The following is a 17,814-nucleotide window of genomic DNA, read 5'->3' on the forward strand; positions in this document are numbered from 1 at the left end:
ATGCGGGCGAGGCTGCTGATCGGCACGAGCTGGAAGCCGCGGCGCTCGGCCTGCGGCAGCCACGCGGCGAGCGCCTGGCGCGTCGCCGCGTGCGGATGGCCGATCGCGACCGCGAAACCCTTGCGCCGGGCGACGCGCTCGGTCTCGGCCAGCTGCTGTTCGACCTTGTCGGCCGACTGGTCGTTGTCGAGGAAGACGTCGCGGGCGACGAACGGGACCGCCCGGGACCGCGCCAGGCTCTCGGCCACCGTGTCGACGGTGGTCCGCGAATCGAGGAACAGCAGCCCCCTTCCCGCCACCTCGTCCATCAGCACCGCCATGGCCCGCGGATCGGCGGTGAACCGGCTGCCCATGTGGTTGTTGAGCCCGACATGGCCGGGAATCCGGTGGAGCCCGTCGGCAATGCGGCGGCGCAGCTCGTCGCTGCCGAGCGCGACGCGCAGCGCACCGGGACCGGGGTCGATCGCCGCGCCGACCGGCTCCATCGGCATGTGGACCAGCGTCTCGTGGCCATGCCGGCGCGCCCGCTCGGCGGCACGGGCGCCGTCTCCGGCATAGGGCAGGAAGGCCAGCGTCAGCGGCCCCGGCAGCGCCACGACCGCCTGGGTGGCGGACTGGTTCGGACCGAGGTCGTCGATGACGATGGCGATCCGGGCGACACCTGCGGGCGCCGGTGCCACGGCGACCGCATTTCGCCGCCACGGCGGCGCGCCCGCCGGTGCGCGGTGCGGCGGCGCGGCCGGTCCGGCGGCGGGTGCCGGTTGCGGCGGAGGCGGCGCAGGTCCGGTCACCGCCGCGGCCGGCGGCGGGACCGGCGAGGCGATGGGCGGCAGGGTGGGCGGCGGGGTGACCGCCACCTGCGGCGCTGGCGCCGGCCTGGGCGGCGAAAGCGCCGCGGGGGCCTCGGCCTCACGGCCTGGCCAGGCGAGCCAGCTTCCCACCACGGCGAGCGACATCGCGACGCCGACGCCGATCCCGATCAGCAGCGTGCCGGCGTCGATCCGCCGCGCCGGCGGGGCGCGAGCGCCGGACGGGCGGCGGGAAGAGCGCTTGGCGGATCGTCGGGTCATCGGAGGTTGGCGGAAATTCTGCTGCGACTCGGGAAAGCCGGGGATGATAGCGAAGGTTGCCCGCGGCCGCGCCTTCATCGGTGGGGGCCCCCATGCTATAGCACCGCAGAGCGGAGGTACGGGCCGGCGGATGTTCCTTCTGATCGACAACTACGACAGTTTCACCTTCAACCTCTGGCACTTCCTGGGCGAGCTCGGGGCCGAGGTGGTGGTTCGACGCAACGACGCGCTCACGGTCGACGAGGCCCTGGCGATGCGGCCGGACGGGATCGTCATCTCGCCCGGCCCCTGCGACCCCGACCGGGCCGGCATCTGCCTCGACCTCGTCCGGGGGGCGGGCGCCCTGCCGATCCTCGGCGTCTGCCTCGGCCACCAGACGATCGGCCAGGCCTATGGCGGGCGGGTCGTGCGCGCGCCCGAGCCGATGCATGGCAAGATGAGCCGGATCCGCCATGACGGCACGGGCATCTTCGCCGGTCTGCCCTCGCCCTTCACCGCCACCCGCTACCACTCGCTCGTCGTGGCGCGCGACGGCCTGCCGGAGGCCCTGCGCGTCACCGCCGAGACCGAGGACGGTCTCATCATGGGCCTCTGCCACCGCGAGCGCCCGGTCCACGGGGTGCAGTTCCATCCCGAGAGCATCGCCTCCCAGTGCGGCCACGAGATCCTGGCCAACTTCCTCGCGATCGCCACCGGCCGGCCGGTCGTGTGGCCGCGGCCGCTCGCGGCATGAGCGGGTCTCCTGCGGTGCCGGCCGGCGCCTCCGACCTCAAGCCCTTCATCGCGAAGGTCGCGGCCGGACAGACCCTGACCGAGGACGAGGCCGGGCAGGCCTTCGAGATCATCATGTCGGGGAACGCCACGCCCTCGCAGATGGGTGGCTTCCTGATGGCACTGCGCGTCCGCGGGGAAACGGTCGAGGAGATCGCGGCCGCCGCCCGGGTCATGCGCGCGAAGTCGCTCAAGGTCGCGGCGCCCGCCGATGCCGTCGACACCTGCGGCACCGGCGGCGACGGCACCGGCACCTTCAACGTCTCGACGGGCGCCGCCCTGGTGGTCGCCGCCTGCGGCGTGCCCGTCGCCAAGCACGGCAACCGCGCGCTCTCCTCGCGCTCCGGTTCGGCCGACGTGCTGGCCCGCCTCGGCGTCGACCTCGACTGCGACATGGCGGTGGTCGAGGCGGCGATCCGGGAGGTCGGCGTCGGCTTCCTGATGGCGCCGCGCCACCATGCCGCGACCCGGCACGTCGCGCCGACCCGGGTCGAGCTCGGCACCCGCACGATCTTCAACCTGCTGGGCCCGATCAGCAGTCCCGCGGGCGTGCGCCGCCAGCTCGTCGGGGTCTATGCCCGGGAATGGGTGCGGCCGCTGGCGGAGGTGCTGCAACGCCTCGGCAGCGAGCGCGTGTGGGTCGTCCATGGCTCCGACGGCAGCGACGAGCTGACCACCACCGGCCCGTCCTATGTCGCCGAACTGCGCGACGGAAGAATCCGCACCTTCGAGGTGACGCCCGAGGAGGCCGGCCTCTTCCGGGCGCACCCGGCCGAGTTGCGCGGCGGCGATCCCGAAGCCAACGCCGAGGCGATGCGGGCGATGCTGCGCGGCGCTCCAGGCGCCTTCCGCAACATCGTGCTCTTCAGTGCGGCCGCCGTCCTCGTCATCGCGGGCCGCGCCAACGCCCTCAGCGACGGTGTCAGCATCGCCTCGCAAGCCATTGATTCCGGCGCCGCCTGGAAGGTCCTGGAACGCCTGGTCGCGATCACCTCGAAGGGAGCCAGCGCGTGAGCGACGTCCTCGCCCGGATCAACGCCGACAAGCGCCGGCACGTCGCCGAGTGCCGGCGCGCACGCCCCTTGCCGGTCGTCGAGGCGGCGGCCCGGGCCGCCCCGGCGCCACGCGGCTTCGCCGCTCGTCTGCAGGCGACGGCAGATTCCGGCCGCCATGCCCTCATCGCCGAGATCAAGAAGGCGAGCCCGAGCAAGGGGCTGATCCGGCCGGATTTCGACCCGCCGTCGCTCGCCCGCGCCTACCGCGACGGTGGCGCCACCTGCCTCTCGATCCTGACCGACACGCCCTACTTCCAGGGCCAGGATGCCGATCTGGTGGCGGCGCGCGCGGCCGTCGATCTGCCGGTGCTGCGCAAGGACTTCATGGTCGACCCCTATCAGGTGGCCGAGGCGCGCGCCCTCGGTGCCGACTGCATCCTGCTCATCCTGGCCGCGCTCGACGACGAACTGGCGGCCGACCTCGCCCAGGCCGCCCGCGACTGGCGAATGGACGTGCTGATCGAGGTCCACGATGCGGCCGAACTCGACCGCGCACTCCGCATGCCGTTCGGCCTGATCGGAATAAATAACCGCAATCTCAAGACGTTGGAAGTCGATATCAAGACGACGGAGGAGCTGGCGCCGCGGGTGCCGGCCGACCGTTTCCTGGTCGCCGAGAGCGGCCTCTTCACCCCGGCCGACCTCGAACGCATGGCGGCGGTCGGCGCGCGTGCCTTCCTCATCGGGGAGTCGCTGATGCGCCAGGCGGACGTCGCGGCGGCGACCCGCACGCTCCTGACCCGCCCGGGAAGCCGCGCGGCATGACCCGCCTCACCCATTTCGATGCCGAGGGCCGGGCCGTCATGGTCGACGTCTCGGCCAAGGCGGAGACCGACCGGGTCGCCACCGCGCGCGGTCATGTCCACATGGCGGCGGCGACGCTCGCCCGCATCATGGACCGTGCCGTCGAGAAGGGGGACGTCCTGGCGGTCGCCCGGCTGGCCGGCATCATGGGTTCCAAGCGCACCGCCGACCTGATCCCGCTGTGCCATCCGCTCCCCTTGACCTCGGTCACCGTCGACCTCGCCTGCGACCCGGCCCGCAGCCTCGTGGAGATCACCGCCACCTGCCGCACCCGCGGCCGTACCGGGGTCGAGATGGAGGCCCTGACGGCGGTCACCGTCGCCGCCCTCACGGTCTACGACATGTGCAAGGCGGCCGACCGTGGCATGACCATCGGCGAGATTCGACTGACGCACAAGTCTGGCGGAAAATCCGGTACTTACGAGGCACCGTGATGATTTCGGTCGAAGAGGCGCGGCGCCGCATTCTCGCCGGCCTGACGGCGCTGCCCGCCGAGCAGGTCGGGCTGACCGAGGCGCTGGGCCGGGTGCTGGCGGAAGACCTGGTCGCGCGCACGACCCAGCCGCCGGCGGCCGTGTCGGCGATGGACGGCTGGGCGGTGCGCGCGGCGGACGTCGCCCAGGTTCCCGTCCGCCTCCGGGTCGCGGGCTACGTCGCCGCCGGCCGCAGCTTCACCGGCACCGTCGGGGCGGGAGAGGCGGTCCGCATCTTCACCGGCGCGCCGGTTCCGGCCGGCGCCGATGCCATCGTCATCCAGGAGGATGCCGACCACGCGGGCGAGACCGTCACCGTGCGCGAGGGCGTGGCGGCGGGCCGCTACGTCCGGCCGGCCGGGCTCGACTTCCGGGCCGGCGATGTCGGAGCGGCGGCCGGCACCCGGATGGGACCGCGCGCCATCGGGCTCGCCGCGGCGATGAACGTGCCCTGGCTCAAGGTCCGGCGGCGTCCGCGGGTCGCGATCCTGCCGACCGGCGACGAGATCGTGATGCCGGGCGAACCGATCGGGCCGAGCCAGATCGTCAGTTCGAACGCGCTGGCGCTGGCCGCCTTCGTCCGCGCGATGGGCGGGCAGCCGATCGACCTCGGCATCGCCCGCGACGACCGCGCCTCGCTGTCCGCGCTCGCGGCTGCCGCGCGCGGCTGCGACCTCCTGGTCACCACCGGCGGGGCCTCGGTCGGCGAGCACGACCTCGTCCGCAGCGTCCTCGGCGAGGCCGGGCTGCAGCTCGACTTCTGGCAGATCGCGATGCGGCCCGGCAAGCCGCTGATGTTCGGCAGCCTGCATGGCACGCCGATGCTGGGACTGCCCGGCAATCCGGTGTCGGCGCTGGTGTGCGCCGTGCTCTTCCTGCGCCCGGCGATGGCGCGGCTGTCCGGCATGGCCGACCTTCCTCCGGTCGACGAGCAGGCGATCCTCGGAAGCGACCTCGGCGCCAACGATCGCCGCGAGGATTACCTGCGGGCGACGCTGGAGCGCGGCCCGGACGGCCTCCTGCGCGCCACCCCGTTCGCGACCCAGGACAGTTCCAACCTGTCGCGGCTGGCCGCCGCCGACTGTCTCGTCGTCCGCCCGCCGCTCGCCCCGCCCGCCCGGCGCGGCGAGCCGGTGCGGATCGTGCCGCTCGCTGCCATGTACGGCCAGATATGAGGCGGATCCTCGCTCTCCTGGTCGCCGCCTGGCTCGCCGGGCCGGCGGCGGCCCAGCCACCGAAGGCGCCGCCGCCCGCCAGCTGGTCCACGGTCGCCAAGCCGTCGGCCGGCCTGCCGCGGGTCATCGGCAAGACCGCCCAGGGCTGCATCGCCGGCGCCGTCGCGCTGCCGCTGTCGGGACCCGGCTACCAGGTCCTGCGGCCCCAGAACCGGCGCTATTTCGGCCATCCCGACACCGTCCGCCTCGTCGAGACGATGGGGCGCTGGGCGGTGCTCGGCGGCCACGGGCTGCTGCTGGTCGGCGACATGGCGCAGCCCCGCGGCGGGCCGATGCCGTCGAGCCACGCCAGCCACCAGTCCGGGCTGGACGTCGATGTCTGGTTCCGGCGCACGGCGGCCCCGCTCGGCGCCGCCGAACTGGCCCAGCCGATCGCCCTCGACATGCTGCGCCCGGACGGCAGGGCCGCCGACCCCGCCCGCTTCGGCGCGGTCGAGGTCGATCTCCTGAAGCTGGTGGCGACGCGGCCGGAGGTCGAGCGCATCCTTGTCAACCCCGCCCTCAAGCGCGCGGCATGCGCGATGGCGACCGGCGACCGCTCATGGCTGCGCCGGCTCCGGCCATGGTGGGGCCACAACATGCATTTCCATGTCCGCCTCGCCTGCCCGGCCGGCCAGACGGAGTGCGAGCCCGGGCCGGCGATCCCGCCGGGCGACGGCTGCGGACCCGATCTCGACTGGTGGCTGTCGGACGAGGCGGTGGAGGCGCTGCAGCGCCGGCTCGAGGCCGCACGCCAGCCGGCACCGCCGAAGACGCTGCCGCCAGCATGCCAGGAGATCCTGCGCGGACGCTGAAGCGCGGGCGCCGGGACGACGAATCCCCTTGCCGATTCATTGACGAATCCGGGGAACCAAACTAGAACAAGCGGTGTCGTTTCGGTTTTGTTCCATATCTTGGGGTGGCGGCGAACGACCACCCCAGGCATGGGATCGGGGGCACCAAGATGCTGACGCGAAAGCAGTTCGAGCTGCTGTCCTTCATCAATGTCCGGCTGCGCGAGACCGGAGTCTCGCCCTCCTTCGACGAAATGAAGGAGGCCCTGAAGCTGCGCTCCAAGTCGGGCATCCATCGGCTCATCACCGGCCTCGAGGAGCGCGGGTTCATCCGCCGCCTGCCGCACCGGGCGCGGGCGCTCGAAGTCCTGCGGATGCCCGACGACATGGCGGCCGAGGCGCAGGCCGGCCGCGGCGGAACCCCGCGGCGCGGCTTCCGGCCGACCGTCATCAAGGGGGATTTCCGGCCTGCCCTGGCCGGTGCGGTCGCCGAACCCGCCGGCGGATCGGGCGACGCCGTCTCCGTTCCCCTTTATGGGCGGATCGCGGCCGGAACGCCGATCGAGGCGCTGCGCGACCATCAGCGCGCCATCGACGTGCCGGGCCTGCTGCTCGGCCGCGGCGAACACTACGCCCTCGAAGTGGCCGGCGATTCGATGGTCGACGCCGGCATCGTCGACGGCGACACCATCATCGTCCAGCGCTGCGACACGGCCGAGAACGGCACCATCGTCGTCGCGCTCATCGACGACAACGAGGTCACCCTGAAGCGGCTGCGACGGAAGGGAGCGTCGGTCGCCCTGGAGCCTGCCAACAAGAGCTACGAGACACGCATCTTCGGGCCGGACCGGGTCCAGGTGCAGGGCCGGCTCGTCGGCCTGATGCGCCGCTACTGATCTTCGGCCGGCGGCTCGTCGGCGCCGCCGGCAGCCGTCCAGGGGCGACGGCCGCGGAACTCGGCCACGGTGGCGACCCGCGGCGGCCCGCCGCCGAGGCGGATCGCGTGGGCGCCCCCGCGGGCGAGATCGCGGCGGTCGATGGCGAGCACGCCCCTGCCGCAGTGCCAGCGCATCGGAACCAGGGCGAGGACGATGTCGGCGCTGCGGCAGGCCTGGGTCAGCGCGTCCCGGCGGCGGACGATGGCGATCCGCTCGCCCTGGGCGCGGAGCCGGCATAGCCGCGGGTCGCAGTAGGGGACGGTCCCCTGCCCCTCCGGCCATGCCGCCCGCTCGCTCGCGGCGCGGCGCAGCCAGGTCTCGACCGCGATGTCCGCCCCCCGCGTCTCGAACACCCAGTGGCCCTCGGGTCCACGGACGGCGACCGCTCGCGCCTCGCCGTCGACGACGATGTCCGGCGGCGGCGTCCAGCCGATGGAGAGCAGTCCGAGCGCGATCGGCAGCGTCCCCGCCCAGCGCACCGCACGGCGCCACAGGCAGAGCCACAATCCGCCGACCGTGCAGAGGGCGATCCCGAGGTCGGGCATCGCCGGCACTGTCCAGGCGGCGCCGGGCCAGGCGGCGATCCAGTCGGCGGCGCGGATGGTCGCCTCGACGCCCCAGCCCATGGCGGCGAGCGGCCATGCCTCCAGCCCCAGCGGCATGGCGACGACGGCGACCACCGCCCAGGGCATGACCCAGAAGCTGGTCAGCGGCACGGCGATCAGGTTCGCCGGCATGGCGAAGGCGGCGAAGCGGTTGAAGTGGTAGAGGGCGAAGGGGGTCGTCGCGGCGGTCGCGATCAGGGTGGTGAAGGCGACGAGGCCGACATAGAGCAGCAACCGTCCCACCGGGCTGGCGGCGGCCCGCCATCCGCGGATGCGCTCGCGGGCGGCCTCGTAGGCGGCGACGAGGGCGAGCACGGCCGCGAACGACATCTGGAAGCTGGCGCCGACCATCGCCTCGGGCAGGAACAGCAGGATCGCCGCCGCTGCCCAGGCGACGAGGCGGAGCGAGATCGCCTCGCGGTCGACGAGCACGGCGAGGAACACGATCGCCGCCATCAGGAACGAGCGCTGGGTCGGCACCTCGGCCCCGGACAGCAGCAGGTAGAAGAAGGCCGCCGCCACGGCGATCGCCGCCGCCCACTTCTTGATCGGCCGGCCGAGCGCCAGGGCCGGGATGCAGGCGAAGAGCGTGCGCACGCCGAGGAAGACGATGCCGGCGACGAGGCTGATATGCAGTCCCGAGATCGACAGCAGGTGGGCGAGACCGGTGTCCCGCCAGGCCTGGTTCACGGCCTCGGGAATGGCGCCGCGCTCCCCCGTCACCAGGGCCGCCGCCACCGCTCCGGCGGCGCCGCCGATCGCCGATCGGATGCGTTCGGTCATGGACTGGCGCAGCCGCGCGAGCCAGTCGGCGGCCCCGCCCCCGCCGTCCTCGGCCGCGATGCGGGGCGCCGTCGTCGCGTAGCCGAGGCCGCCCAGCCCCTGGAAATAGGCCTGTCGCGGAAAGTCGAAGGCGCCCGGCATCGCCGGTGGCGGCAGCGGCAGCAGGACCGCGCGCAGGACGACGCGCCGGCCGGCGGCGGCGCCGGTAGCGGCGAAGCGTCCCGGCACGGTGATGCGCAGCCGGCGCGGCAGCGGCCCCTGCCAGCCCTCGATGCGCTCCGGCTCGATCAGCAGCCGCAGTCCATTCTCCCTGGGGCTGGTCTGGACGATGCGCCCTTCCACGGCGGTCGCCGCCGTCCGGCGCTCGACCCGCGGCGCCTCGGCGAGCCAGGCCGAGACCTGTGCCGCGGCGAAGCCCAGCACCATGCAGGCGACGGCGAGCGCGGCATTGCGCGCCGCGGCGTGGTGCCGCAGTGCGAACGCGACCGACAGCAGCAGCACCAGCGTCACCGGCCCGGTCCAGGTCGCGGGCTCGTCCGCCAGGGCGAAATAGACGGCGATGCCGACGCCCATCGCCGGCGGCAGCCACAGCGGCCAGCGGTCGGCATCGGCGCGCACGGCGTCCAGCCAACGCTCCCAGAGCCGCCCCCGCCCCGTCGCCGCTCCGCTCGCGATCATGGCATCCTGCGCCGCCGATCCTAGCCTCGAGCGCATCCGTTCCGCCAAGCCGATTGGAGCGGCTGCCGTCCTGTGGTAAGCGAGCGCTCCCTTTCCCAGCAGACAAGTTCGCAAGCGATGACGGTCGTAACCCGGTTCGCGCCCTCGCCGACCGGCTACCTGCATATCGGCGGTGCCCGCACGGCGCTCTTCAACTGGCTCTACGCCCGCCACCATGGCGGCGTGTTCCGGCTGCGCATCGAGGACACCGACCGACAGCGGTCGACCGATGCTGCGGTCGAGGCGATCATCGACGGCCTCGGCTGGCTCGGTCTCGCCTGGGACGAGGAGATCGTCTTCCAGTTCGCCCGCGCCCCCCGCCACGCCGAGGTGGCGCTGGCGATGCTGGCCGAAGGCCGGGCCTACCGCTGCTGGGCCACGCCCGAGGAACTGGAGGAGATGCGCGCCAGGGCCAAGGCCGAGGGGCGCCCGATCCGCTATGACGGCCGCTGGCGCGATCGCGATCCGGCCGAGGCGCCGCCCGGCATCAAGCCGGTCATCCGGCTGCGCGCGCCCCAGGAGGGCGAGACGGTGATCCATGACCTCGTGCAGGGCGAGGTCCGCGTCGCCAACGAGCAGCTCGACGACATGGTGCTGCTGCGGGGCGACGGCACGCCGACCTACATGCTGTCCGTCGTCGTCGACGACCACGACATGGCGGTGACGCACGTCATCCGCGGCGACGACCACCTGACCAACACCTTCCGCCAGACCCAGATCTACCGCGCCATGGGCTGGGACGTGCCGGAGTTCGCGCACATCCCGCTGATCCACGGGCCGGACGGGGCCAAGCTGTCGAAGCGGCACGGCGCGCTCGGCGTCGAGGCCTACCGCGACATGGGCTACCTGCCGGAGGCGCTCTGCAACTACCTGCTGCGGCTCGGCTGGGGCCATGGCGACGAGGAGATCATCCCGATCGAGCAGGCGGTCGCCTGGTTCGACCTCGACGCCGTCGGCCGTTCGCCGTCCCGGCTCGACTTCGACAAGCTCGACAACCTCAACGGGCACTACCTGCGCCAGGCGGACGACCAGCGCCTGCTCCAGGCGCTCCTGCCCTTCGTCGCCGATGCCGCCGGAGGTACGCCCGATGCGGTCGGGATGGAGCGGCTGGCGCGTGGCATGGCCGGCCTCAAGGTGCGGGCGCGGACGCTGAAGGAACTGGCGGCGCTGGCGGCCTTCTATGTCCGCCGGCGGCCGCTGGCGATGGACGAGAAGGCGACCAGGCTCCTCTCGGCCGACGCGCGGGCGCTGCTCGGCCGGCTGCTGCCCGGGCTGGCGGCGGTCGACGGCTGGAATGCCGAGGCGGTCGAGTCCGCGGTCCGGGCCTTCGCCGAGCGCGCGGGGGCCAAGCTCGGCAACGTCGCCCAGCCGCTGCGCGCGGCGCTGACCGGCTCGTCGGTATCGCCCGGCATTTTCGAAGTCATGGAGATTCTCGGGCGCACGGAGACGCTCGAACGGATCGGCGACGTGGCGCAGGCGGTTTGACGACCGCCGCGCTTCGCGCCATTTGATAGGCGGAACCCCGCCAACTATCCTGCGGCCCACCCCGCCGCGACAACGGCCCCGACGTCCACGCCGCCCGGCCGTCCGAAGGAGTCGCCTGCATGACCAGCACTGCCGACCGCAAGAATACCCAGACCGCGAAGCTGACCGATCCGTCCGGCCGCACCGTCGAGCTGCCGATGATGGACGGGACCGTAGGGCCGCAGGTCATCGACATCCGCAAGCTCTACGGGGCGACCGGCATGTTCACCTACGATCCGGGGTTCACGTCGACGGCGAGCTGCGAATCCCGCATCACCTACATCGACGGCGACAAGGGCGAACTGCTCTATCGTGGCTACCCGATCGAGGAGATCGCCGAACACAGCGACTTCATGGAGGTGTGCTACCTCCTGCTGTTCGGCAACCTGCCGACCATGGAGCAGAAGTCGAAGTTCGTGCACGACGTCACCCACCACACGATGGTGCACGAGCAGATCAACCTGTTCTTCCGCGGCTTCCGCCGCGACGCGCACCCGATGGCCGTGATGTGCGGCGTCGTTGGCGCGCTCTCGGCCTTCTATCACGACAGCCTCGACATCAACGATCCGCATCAGCGGCTGATCGCCTCCTATCGGCTGATCGCCAAGATTCCGACGATCGCGGCCATGGCCTACAAGTATTCGGTCGGCCAGCCCTTCATGTATCCGCGGAACGATCTCAGCTATGCCGAGAACTTCCTCTACATGACCTTCGCGGTGCCGTGCGAGGACTACAAGCCGAACCCGGTCCTGTCGCGCGCCCTTGATCGCATCTTCGTGCTGCATGCCGACCACGAGCAGAACGCGTCGACGTCGACCGTCCGGCTCGCCGGCTCCAGCGGCGCCAATCCCTTCGCCTGCATCGCCGCCGGCATCGCCTCGCTGTGGGGTCCGGCCCACGGCGGCGCCAACGAGGCCGTGCTCAAGATGCTGGCCGAGATCGGCACCAAAGAGCGGATTCCGGAGTTCCTGGAGCGGGCCAAGGACAAGAACGATCCGTTCCGCCTGATGGGCTTCGGCCACCGGGTCTACAAGAACTACGACCCCCGCGCGGCCGTCATCCGGCAGAGCTGCTACGAGGTTCTCGAAGACCTCGGCGTCAAGGACGAGCCGCTGCTGGCGCTGGCCATGGAACTCGAGAAGATCGCGCTCGAAGACAAGTATTTCGTCGACCGCAAGCTCTATCCGAACGTCGACTTCTATTCTGGAATCATCCTGCGCGCGATGGGTTTCCCGGTCAGCATGTTCACCGCCCTCTTCGCGCTTGCCCGCACCGTCGGCTGGATCGCCCAGTGGGCGGAGATGATCGAGGACCCGGAGCAGAAGATCGGCCGGCCGCGGCAGCTCTATGTCGGCGAGCCGCGCCGCGCCTACGTGCCGATCGCGCAGCGCGGCTGAACCGCGGACGGCGGCGGGCGTTTCCGGAACGGTGACGGGGATCCATGCGATGACGGGGGGCGGAGTGGTGCGACGACTTCCGGTACCCGGGAAGCCGCAAGGCTCCCAGCCTCCCGCCCGCCGGCGCATCCTCGTGCCCGTCAACGACAATCGGCCGCCGCTGCCGGTCCGGCTGCGGCGGCCGCTGCTGCTGGCGGCGCTGACGGCACTGGCCGCCGCCGCCGCCTTCCACTGGTTCGTGTAGGCGGCGGGGCGACCGTTCAGCCCTTCTGGATCAGCTCGATCTTGTAGCCGTCGGGATCCTCGACGAAGGCGATGACGCTGCCGCCGTGCTTCATCGGCCCCGGCGGCCGCGGGATCTTCACTCCGGCCTTGGCGAGACGGTCGCAGACGCCGTAGATGTCGGCGACGCCGATGGCGATATGCCCGAAGGCGTTGCCGATCGTGTAGGGCTCCTTCTGGCCCCAGTTGTGCGTCAGTTCGAGGACCGTATGGGCGCTTTCGTCGCCGTAGCCGACGAAGGCGAGCGTGAACTCGCCGGTCGGATAGTCCTTCTTGCGCAGCAGCGTCATTCCGAGATGCTCGGTGTAGAAGGCGAGCGAGGCGTCGAGGTCGAAGACGCGCAGCATGGTGTGCAGGAAGCGCGGGCTGGCGCTGCCGGTCGCGGCGGCGGCGGCCGGCTGGGTGGAGACGTCGTTCATGGCAGGGCTCCCGAGTTGCCGTTCGTCGACATGGTAGCGTCCCGCCCCGGCCGGGTGAACCGCCCTCCGCGGCCCGCCCTCCACGGCCCGCCCTCCACGGCCCGGCCGCCGCGGTCACGGGCCGCGGTCACCGACCGACACAATCTTTGACCGGGCGGCGGGTTACCGCCGATCCTCCCGGCCGCTAGATTGCCGACCGACCTCCCCTAGACCAGTCTGCGATTCGATGTCTGATCCCGTTCGCTGCGCCGTCATCGGCGCCGGACATATCGGCCGCTTCCATGCCGACAAGTACGCCCGCCACCCGTCCGCCCGCCTCGTCGCCGTCGTCGACCCGAGCCCGGAGCGTGCCCAGGCGGTCGCCCGGCAGCACGGTGCCGAGCCGCGGGCGGAGTTCGCCGGCCTGGTCGGCCGGGTCGACGCGGTCAGCATCTGCGCGCCCACCCCCGCCCACTACGCGATCGCCCGCGACTGCATCGCCGCCGGCATCCATGTCCTGGTCGAGAAGCCGATCGCGGTCACCCTCGCGGAGGCGGACGCGATGGTCGCCGCCGCCGCCGCCGCCGGGACCGTCCTCCAGGTCGGGCATCTCGAGCGCTTCTCCATGGCGGGGCTCGGCGTCGCCGCCGTGCTCGACCGGCCGGCCTTCGTCGACGCCCGGCGGCTGACGGCGTTCCGCGGCCGCGGCGCCGACGTCTCGGTCGTGCTCGACCTGATGATCCACGACATCGACCTCGTCGCCGCCATCGCCGGTTCGCCGGTGGCGTCGGTCGCCGCCGTCGGCCGGCGCGTCGTCTCGGAGACCGAGGACGTCGCTGCGGCCCAGCTGCGCTTCCAGGACGGAACCGCGGCCACGCTGGTCGCCAGCCGCGTCAGCCCGCAGGCCGAGCGCAGCCTGCGCATCCTCCAGGCCTCGGGCGAGATCGCCATCGACCTCCAGGCGCGCCGCCTGACCGCCACCCGCGCCTCCGTGCCCGGGGACGCCCCGACCACGATCGAGGCGTCGCAGCCCGACGCCGACCCGCTCGGCGCCCAGATCGACGCTTTCCTCGGCTGCATCGCCGGCGGCGGCCGACCCCTGGTCGATGGCACCGCGGGACGCGACGCACTCGCGACGGCGCTCGCCGTCATCCGGTCCATCCGCAGCGACGGCGCCGCCGTCCCGATCGAGAAGAGCCATGCCTGACACGACGCCCGCCCCCGCTCCCGTCCCCTTCGTCGACATCCCGGGCCAGATCCGGCGGCTGCGGCCGCAGCTCGACGAACGCATCCGCCGCGTCCTCGATCACGGCCAGTTCATCCTCGGCCCCGAGGTGCGCGAACTGGAGGACGCCCTCGCGGCCTATGTCGGCGGCGGCCATGTCGTCACGACCGGCAGCGGCCACGACGCCATCCTGCTCGCCCTGATGGCGGAAGGGATCGGTCCGGGCGATGCCGTCTTCGTCCCCGCCTTCACCTTCGTCTCCACCGCCGAGGCGGTCCTGGCGGTCGGCGCCGCGCCGATCTTCGTCGATGTCGACGAGCGTACCTTCACCATGGACCCGGCCGACCTCGAGCGCCGGATCGCCGGCGTCCGCCGGGCCGGGACCTGGACGCCGCGCGCGGTCATGCCGGTCGACATCTTCGGCCTGCCGGCCGACTACGCGGGGCTGGGTGCGGTGGCGGAGGCATCGGGTCTCTTCCTTCTGTCCGACGCCGCCCAGAGCTTCGGGGCCACGGTCGGCAACCGTCGCGTCGGCCGGCTCGCCCCCGCCACCATGACGAGCTTCTTCCCGGCCAAGCCGCTCGGCGGCGCCGGCGACGGCGGCGCGCTCTTCACCGAGGATTCCGAGCGGGCCGCGACCTACCGCCGCCTGCGCGTCCACGGCCTCGACGCCCATGGGGAGTGCCTTTCGGTCGGCATGACCGGCCGTCTCGACACGCTGCAGGCGGCGATCCTGCTGGTGAAGCTGGCGGCGTTTCCCGACGACCTGGCGCGGCGCGAGGCCGCCGCCCGGCGCTACGACCAGACCCTCGCCCGTGCAGTCATGGTGCCGCACCGCCCCGCCGGCCACAGCTCGGCCTGGGCCCTCTACACCATCCTCTCGGAGAAGCGCGACGCGATCCGCGCCGCCCTCGCCGCCGAGCGCATTCCGAGCCGCTCCTACTACGAGCAGGCGCTGCACCTGCATGCCGCCTTCCGGGCCTCGTCGGAGGGGCCGGGCTCGCTGCCGGTGACGGAGCGGCTGGGTCGCCTCAACCTGTCGCTGCCGATGCATTCCGAACTCGACGCGGCGACGGTCGACCGCATCGCTGCCATCGTCGTCGCCGCGGCCGCCTGAAGTGGCGGCCGCGCCGGGCGCCCTGGTCCTCATACCGGCGCTCGGCCTCGTCTACGTCGCGAGCCAGTTCTACCGCGCGACCAACGCCGTCATCGCGCCCGACCTGATGCGCGAGCTGGGCCTGTCCTCGGACGCCATGGGGACGCTGACGGGGGCCTTCTTCTTCGCCTTCGCGCTGGCGCAGATCCCGGTCGGGGTCCTCCTCGACCGCTACGGGCCGCGCCGGACGAATGTCGGGCTCCTGCTGGTGGCGGTCGCGGGGGCGCTCGTCTTCGCCGCCAGCACCAGCCTCGCCGGGCTGGCGCTCGGGCGCATCCTGCTCGGCATCGGCTCGTCCGGCGTGCTGATGGGCTCGATCATGATCTTCGCGCGCTGGTTCCCGCCGGACCGGCTGGCCTCGGCGATCAGCGTCATGGTGGCGATCGGCGCCGGCGGTATCATTCTCGCGACCTGGCCGCTCGCGCTCGCCGTCGAAGCCTTCGGCTGGCGCGCGGCGTTCGTCGGCGCGGCCGCGGTGACCGCGGCGCTGGTGCTGCCGCTCCTTCTCTTCGTCCGCGACGGTCCGCCCGGCTGGCGGCCCGAGGGCGGGGCCACCCAGTCGCTGTGGGGCATCCTGCGCGAGCTCCCGCGGGTCTGGCAGATCCCGTCCATCCGGTACTTCTTCGCGATCCAGCTCTGCACGCTCTCGGCCGTGCTCACCATCCTCGGGCTGTGGGGCGGCCCCTACCTCGCCGACATCCACGGTCTCGACGCCGTCGGCCGTGGCCGGATCCTGCTGGCGATGAGCGTCGCCTCGATCTGCGGCAACCTCTCCTACGGCCCGCTCGACCGCATCCTCGACACCCGCAAAGGCCTGGTGCTCGGCGGTGGCGCCGTCACCGTCGGCGTCCTGGCCTGTCTGGCGGCGATTCCCGGCCCGCCGCTCTGGCTCGCAACGCTGCTCTTCATGGCGCTCGCCTATGCCGGCTCGATCACCATCATCCTGCAGACCCACAGCCGCGGCCTGATGCCGGACCGGATGGCCGGGCGCGGCCTAGCCCTCCTCAACATGTCGACGATGCTGGGGGTGGCGCTGGGACAGACCGTTTCGGGCGTCGTGGTCGGTGCCTTTCCTGCGATCGACGGCGCCTATCCCGAGGCGGCGTACCGCTCCGTATTCGCCTACCTCGCCATCGTCCTGATGCTCGGCCTCCTCGCCTATACGCGGGTTCCGGACGTGCGTCCGAGCGACCAGCGGGCCGGCCGGATCAGTCCCGGCGGGCGGCGATGAGCGCCAGCACCTCGTCGGCCGCGCGTTCGCTCGGCGGGCGGCCGTCGAGGCCGAGCCGCCCGACCGCCGCCGCGAGGTCGCGGCGCTGGGCGTCGCGCGCCGCGGCGTCGGTCAGCAGCGGCCGGACGGCCTCGGCCAACGCGTCGGCATTGCAGGCCTCCTGAAGGCGTTCGGGCACGACCGCCCGGTCCATCAGCAGATTGACGATCGTCGCGAAGCGCACCGTCGCCTTGCGCCGCACCAGCCAGGCGGTCAGCGCATTGAGGCGGTAGGCGACGACGAAGGGCGTGCCCGCCAGCGCCAGTTCGAGCGTGACCGTCCCGGAAGCCGCCAGCGCGGCCTGGCTGTCGGCGAAGGCGGCCGGCTTCTCCGCCGGGTCGCGCAGGACCGCGACCGGCACCGGCCAGCCGCCGACCGCCGCCTCCACCCGGTCGGCGACCGTCGGCACGGTCGGCAGCACGACGCGGAGGCCGGGCACGTCCGCGGCCAGCCGGCCCACCGCTTCGCCGAAGACGGGGAGGAGCCGCTTGATCTCGGAGCCGCGGCTGCCGGGCAGCACCGTCAGGAGCGGCGCTGCCTCGGGAATGCCGTGGCGGGCACGGAACGCCGGGTCGGCCGACCGCCCGAACCCTTCCTCGACGGCGGGATGGCCGACGAAGCGGCACTGGATGCCGTGGCCGGCGAAGAAGTCGGGCTCGAACGGAAAGAGCGCCAGCACGCGGTCGTACCAGCGACGCAGCGACTCCGCCTTGGCCGGCCGCCACCAGGCCCAGAGCTGGGGAGCGACATAGTGGACGAGCGGGCCGCGATAGCCGCGCCGGCGCAGTTGCCGGGCGAGGCGGAAGTTGAAGCCGGAAGAGTCGATGGTGACGACCACGGCAGGTCCGGCAGCGACGATCGCGTCGGCGGTCTCGCGCACCAGGCGCAGGATCCGCAGCGCCTGCGGCAACACCTCGAAGACACCGAAGAGGGAGAGTTCGGACAGCGGGACCCGGCTCTCCATGCCGGCCGCGGCCATGCGCTCGCCGCCGATCCCGGCGAAGCGCACCCGGCCGCCGAGCCGCCGCGACAGGGCGGCCATCAGCCGACCGCCGAGCACGTCGCCGGAGGGTTCGGCCGCGACCAGGACGACGAGCGGTGCCGGGCTCACGGCGGCGGCGGCTGGGTCAGCGGCGGCACGCCGATCACGAACAGCCCCGCCGCGTCGGCCGCCGCGGCGACCGCGGCCCGGTCGACGACGAGGGCGCCGCCCGCCTCGACCGCGATTCCGGCGAGCCCCGCCCGTGCGGCGGCGGCGACGGTGGCTTCGCCGATCGTCGGCAGGTCGACGCGCCGCTCCTGCTGTGGCTTCTTCATCTTGACCAGCACGCCGCCCTG

At 72.8% G+C, this 17,814-nt stretch carries 17 protein-coding genes; 12 read left to right on the forward strand and 5 right to left on the reverse strand.

Going from position 1 to position 17,814, the window contains the following annotated elements:
• On the reverse strand, window positions 1-680 hold a 680-nt coding region (locus ACE3Q3_RS17475; RefSeq protein WP_374448257.1), incomplete at its 3' end, for a divergent polysaccharide deacetylase family protein.
• Window positions 681-1,200: 520 nt separating this feature from the next.
• Between ACE3Q3_RS17475 and ACE3Q3_RS17480 the strand changes: the two genes are divergently transcribed.
• The 7 genes from ACE3Q3_RS17480 (at window position 1,201) to lexA (ending at window position 7,077) form a co-directional block, all read left to right on the forward strand.
• A complete protein-coding gene (locus tag ACE3Q3_RS17480) occupies window positions 1,201-1,803 on the forward strand; it encodes an aminodeoxychorismate/anthranilate synthase component II (RefSeq protein ID WP_374448258.1) in 603 nt (200 codons plus the stop codon).
• The gene (gene trpD / locus ACE3Q3_RS17485) at window positions 1,800-2,855 is read left to right on the forward strand and encodes an anthranilate phosphoribosyltransferase (protein ID WP_374448260.1); all 1,056 of its coding nucleotides are present in this window, start codon (window positions 1,800-1,802) and stop codon (window positions 2,853-2,855) included. Before ACE3Q3_RS17480 ends, trpD begins: the two co-directional genes overlap by 4 nt.
• A complete protein-coding gene (gene trpC, locus ACE3Q3_RS17490) occupies window positions 2,852-3,661 on the forward strand; it encodes an indole-3-glycerol phosphate synthase TrpC (RefSeq protein WP_374448261.1) in 810 nt (269 codons plus the stop codon). The genes trpD and trpC overlap by 4 nt, the downstream gene beginning before the upstream one ends.
• Window positions 3,658-4,134, forward strand: a complete 477-nt coding sequence (moaC, locus tag ACE3Q3_RS17495; RefSeq protein WP_374448262.1) for a cyclic pyranopterin monophosphate synthase MoaC — start codon at window positions 3,658-3,660, stop codon at window positions 4,132-4,134. Before trpC ends, moaC begins: the two co-directional genes overlap by 4 nt.
• Window positions 4,134-5,348 (forward strand): gephyrin-like molybdotransferase Glp, encoded by a 1,215-nt coding sequence (glp, locus tag ACE3Q3_RS17500; protein ID WP_374448263.1) that lies wholly within the window; start codon window positions 4,134-4,136, stop codon window positions 5,346-5,348. The genes moaC and glp overlap by 1 nt, the downstream gene beginning before the upstream one ends.
• The gene (mepA, locus tag ACE3Q3_RS17505; RefSeq protein ID WP_374448264.1) at window positions 5,345-6,202 is read left to right on the forward strand and encodes a penicillin-insensitive murein endopeptidase; all 858 of its coding nucleotides are present in this window, start codon (window positions 5,345-5,347) and stop codon (window positions 6,200-6,202) included. The genes glp and mepA overlap by 4 nt, the downstream gene beginning before the upstream one ends.
• A 149-nt stretch (window positions 6,203-6,351) precedes the next feature.
• Complete coding sequence (lexA, locus tag ACE3Q3_RS17510; protein ID WP_374448265.1) at window positions 6,352-7,077, forward strand: transcriptional repressor LexA; 726 nt, start codon at window positions 6,352-6,354, stop codon at window positions 7,075-7,077.
• On the opposite strand, the gene ACE3Q3_RS17515 is transcribed toward lexA, so the two are convergent.
• On the reverse strand, window positions 7,071-9,185 hold the full coding sequence (locus ACE3Q3_RS17515) for a ComEC/Rec2 family competence protein (protein WP_374448268.1): 2,115 nt from the start codon (window positions 9,183-9,185) through the stop codon (window positions 7,071-7,073). The two genes, lexA and ACE3Q3_RS17515, sit on opposite strands and share 7 nt — an antisense overlap.
• Before the next feature lie 117 nt (window positions 9,186-9,302).
• Here ACE3Q3_RS17515 and gltX point away from each other — a divergent pair, with 117 nt between their 5' ends.
• Entirely contained in the window at window positions 9,303-10,709 is a 1,407-nt protein-coding gene (gltX, locus tag ACE3Q3_RS17520) for a glutamate--tRNA ligase (protein WP_374448270.1), read from the forward strand.
• Between the two features lie 119 nt (window positions 10,710-10,828).
• Window positions 10,829-12,145 (forward strand): citrate synthase, encoded by a 1,317-nt coding sequence (gltA, locus tag ACE3Q3_RS17525; RefSeq protein WP_374448271.1) that lies wholly within the window; start codon window positions 10,829-10,831, stop codon window positions 12,143-12,145.
• 260 nt (window positions 12,146-12,405) lie between these two features.
• On the opposite strand, the gene gloA is transcribed toward gltA, so the two are convergent.
• Window positions 12,406-12,846, reverse strand: a complete 441-nt coding sequence (gene gloA / locus ACE3Q3_RS17530) for a lactoylglutathione lyase (protein WP_374448273.1) — start codon at window positions 12,844-12,846, stop codon at window positions 12,406-12,408.
• Between the two features lie 226 nt (window positions 12,847-13,072).
• On the opposite strand from gloA, the gene ACE3Q3_RS17535 reads away from it, so the two are divergent.
• From ACE3Q3_RS17535 to ACE3Q3_RS17545, 3 genes are read left to right on the forward strand one after another with little or no spacing between them, the layout of a single operon-like run.
• Window positions 13,073-14,032 carry a Gfo/Idh/MocA family oxidoreductase gene (locus ACE3Q3_RS17535; RefSeq protein WP_374448274.1) on the forward strand — a complete coding sequence of 320 codons (960 nt, stop codon included), beginning with the start codon at window positions 13,073-13,075 and terminating at the stop codon, window positions 14,030-14,032.
• A complete protein-coding gene (locus ACE3Q3_RS17540; RefSeq protein ID WP_374448276.1) occupies window positions 14,025-15,167 on the forward strand; it encodes a DegT/DnrJ/EryC1/StrS family aminotransferase in 1,143 nt (380 codons plus the stop codon). The genes ACE3Q3_RS17535 and ACE3Q3_RS17540 overlap by 8 nt, the downstream gene beginning before the upstream one ends.
• Window position 15,168: 1 nt before the next feature.
• The gene (locus ACE3Q3_RS17545; RefSeq protein ID WP_374448278.1) at window positions 15,169-16,437 is read left to right on the forward strand and encodes an MFS transporter; all 1,269 of its coding nucleotides are present in this window, start codon (window positions 15,169-15,171) and stop codon (window positions 16,435-16,437) included.
• Here the strand turns inward: ACE3Q3_RS17545 and lpxB are convergent.
• Complete coding sequence (lpxB, locus tag ACE3Q3_RS17550) at window positions 16,415-17,587, reverse strand: lipid-A-disaccharide synthase (RefSeq protein WP_374448280.1); 1,173 nt, start codon at window positions 17,585-17,587, stop codon at window positions 16,415-16,417. The genes ACE3Q3_RS17545 and lpxB overlap by 23 nt on opposite strands.
• A partial coding sequence (gene lpxI / locus ACE3Q3_RS17555; RefSeq protein ID WP_374448281.1) for a UDP-2,3-diacylglucosamine diphosphatase LpxI domain-containing protein occupies window positions 17,584-17,814 on the reverse strand: 231 nt, incomplete at its 5' end. The genes lpxB and lpxI, both read right to left, overlap by 4 nt.

The sequence above is a fragment of the Allostella sp. genome, from assembly GCF_041913585.1.
GTDB lineage: Bacteria > Pseudomonadota > Alphaproteobacteria > ATCC43930 > Allostellaceae > Allostella.

What these genes read in the sequence shown, in the direction of transcription:
- ACE3Q3_RS17480 (WP_374448258.1), top strand. Translation starts at nt 1,201, where the DNA reads ATGTTCCTTCTGATCGACAACTACGACAGTTTCACCTTCAACCTCTGG.
- trpD (WP_374448260.1), top strand. Translation starts at nt 1,800, where the DNA reads ATGAGCGGGTCTCCTGCGGTGCCGGCCGGCGCCTCCGACCTCAAGCCC.
- moaC (WP_374448262.1), top strand. Translation starts at nt 3,658, where the DNA reads ATGACCCGCCTCACCCATTTCGATGCCGAGGGCCGGGCCGTCATGGTC.
- glp (WP_374448263.1), top strand. Translation starts at nt 4,134, where the DNA reads ATGATTTCGGTCGAAGAGGCGCGGCGCCGCATTCTCGCCGGCCTGACG.
- mepA (WP_374448264.1), top strand. Translation starts at nt 5,345, where the DNA reads ATGAGGCGGATCCTCGCTCTCCTGGTCGCCGCCTGGCTCGCCGGGCCG.
- lexA (WP_374448265.1), top strand. Translation starts at nt 6,352, where the DNA reads ATGCTGACGCGAAAGCAGTTCGAGCTGCTGTCCTTCATCAATGTCCGG.
- ACE3Q3_RS17515 (WP_374448268.1), bottom strand. Translation starts at nt 9,185, where the DNA reads ATGATCGCGAGCGGAGCGGCGACGGGGCGGGGGCGGCTCTGGGAGCGT.
- gltX (WP_374448270.1), top strand. Translation starts at nt 9,303, where the DNA reads ATGACGGTCGTAACCCGGTTCGCGCCCTCGCCGACCGGCTACCTGCAT.
- gltA (WP_374448271.1), top strand. Translation starts at nt 10,829, where the DNA reads ATGACCAGCACTGCCGACCGCAAGAATACCCAGACCGCGAAGCTGACC.
- gloA (WP_374448273.1), bottom strand. Translation starts at nt 12,846, where the DNA reads ATGAACGACGTCTCCACCCAGCCGGCCGCCGCCGCCGCGACCGGCAGC.
- ACE3Q3_RS17535 (WP_374448274.1), top strand. Translation starts at nt 13,073, where the DNA reads ATGTCTGATCCCGTTCGCTGCGCCGTCATCGGCGCCGGACATATCGGC.
- ACE3Q3_RS17540 (WP_374448276.1), top strand. Translation starts at nt 14,025, where the DNA reads ATGCCTGACACGACGCCCGCCCCCGCTCCCGTCCCCTTCGTCGACATC.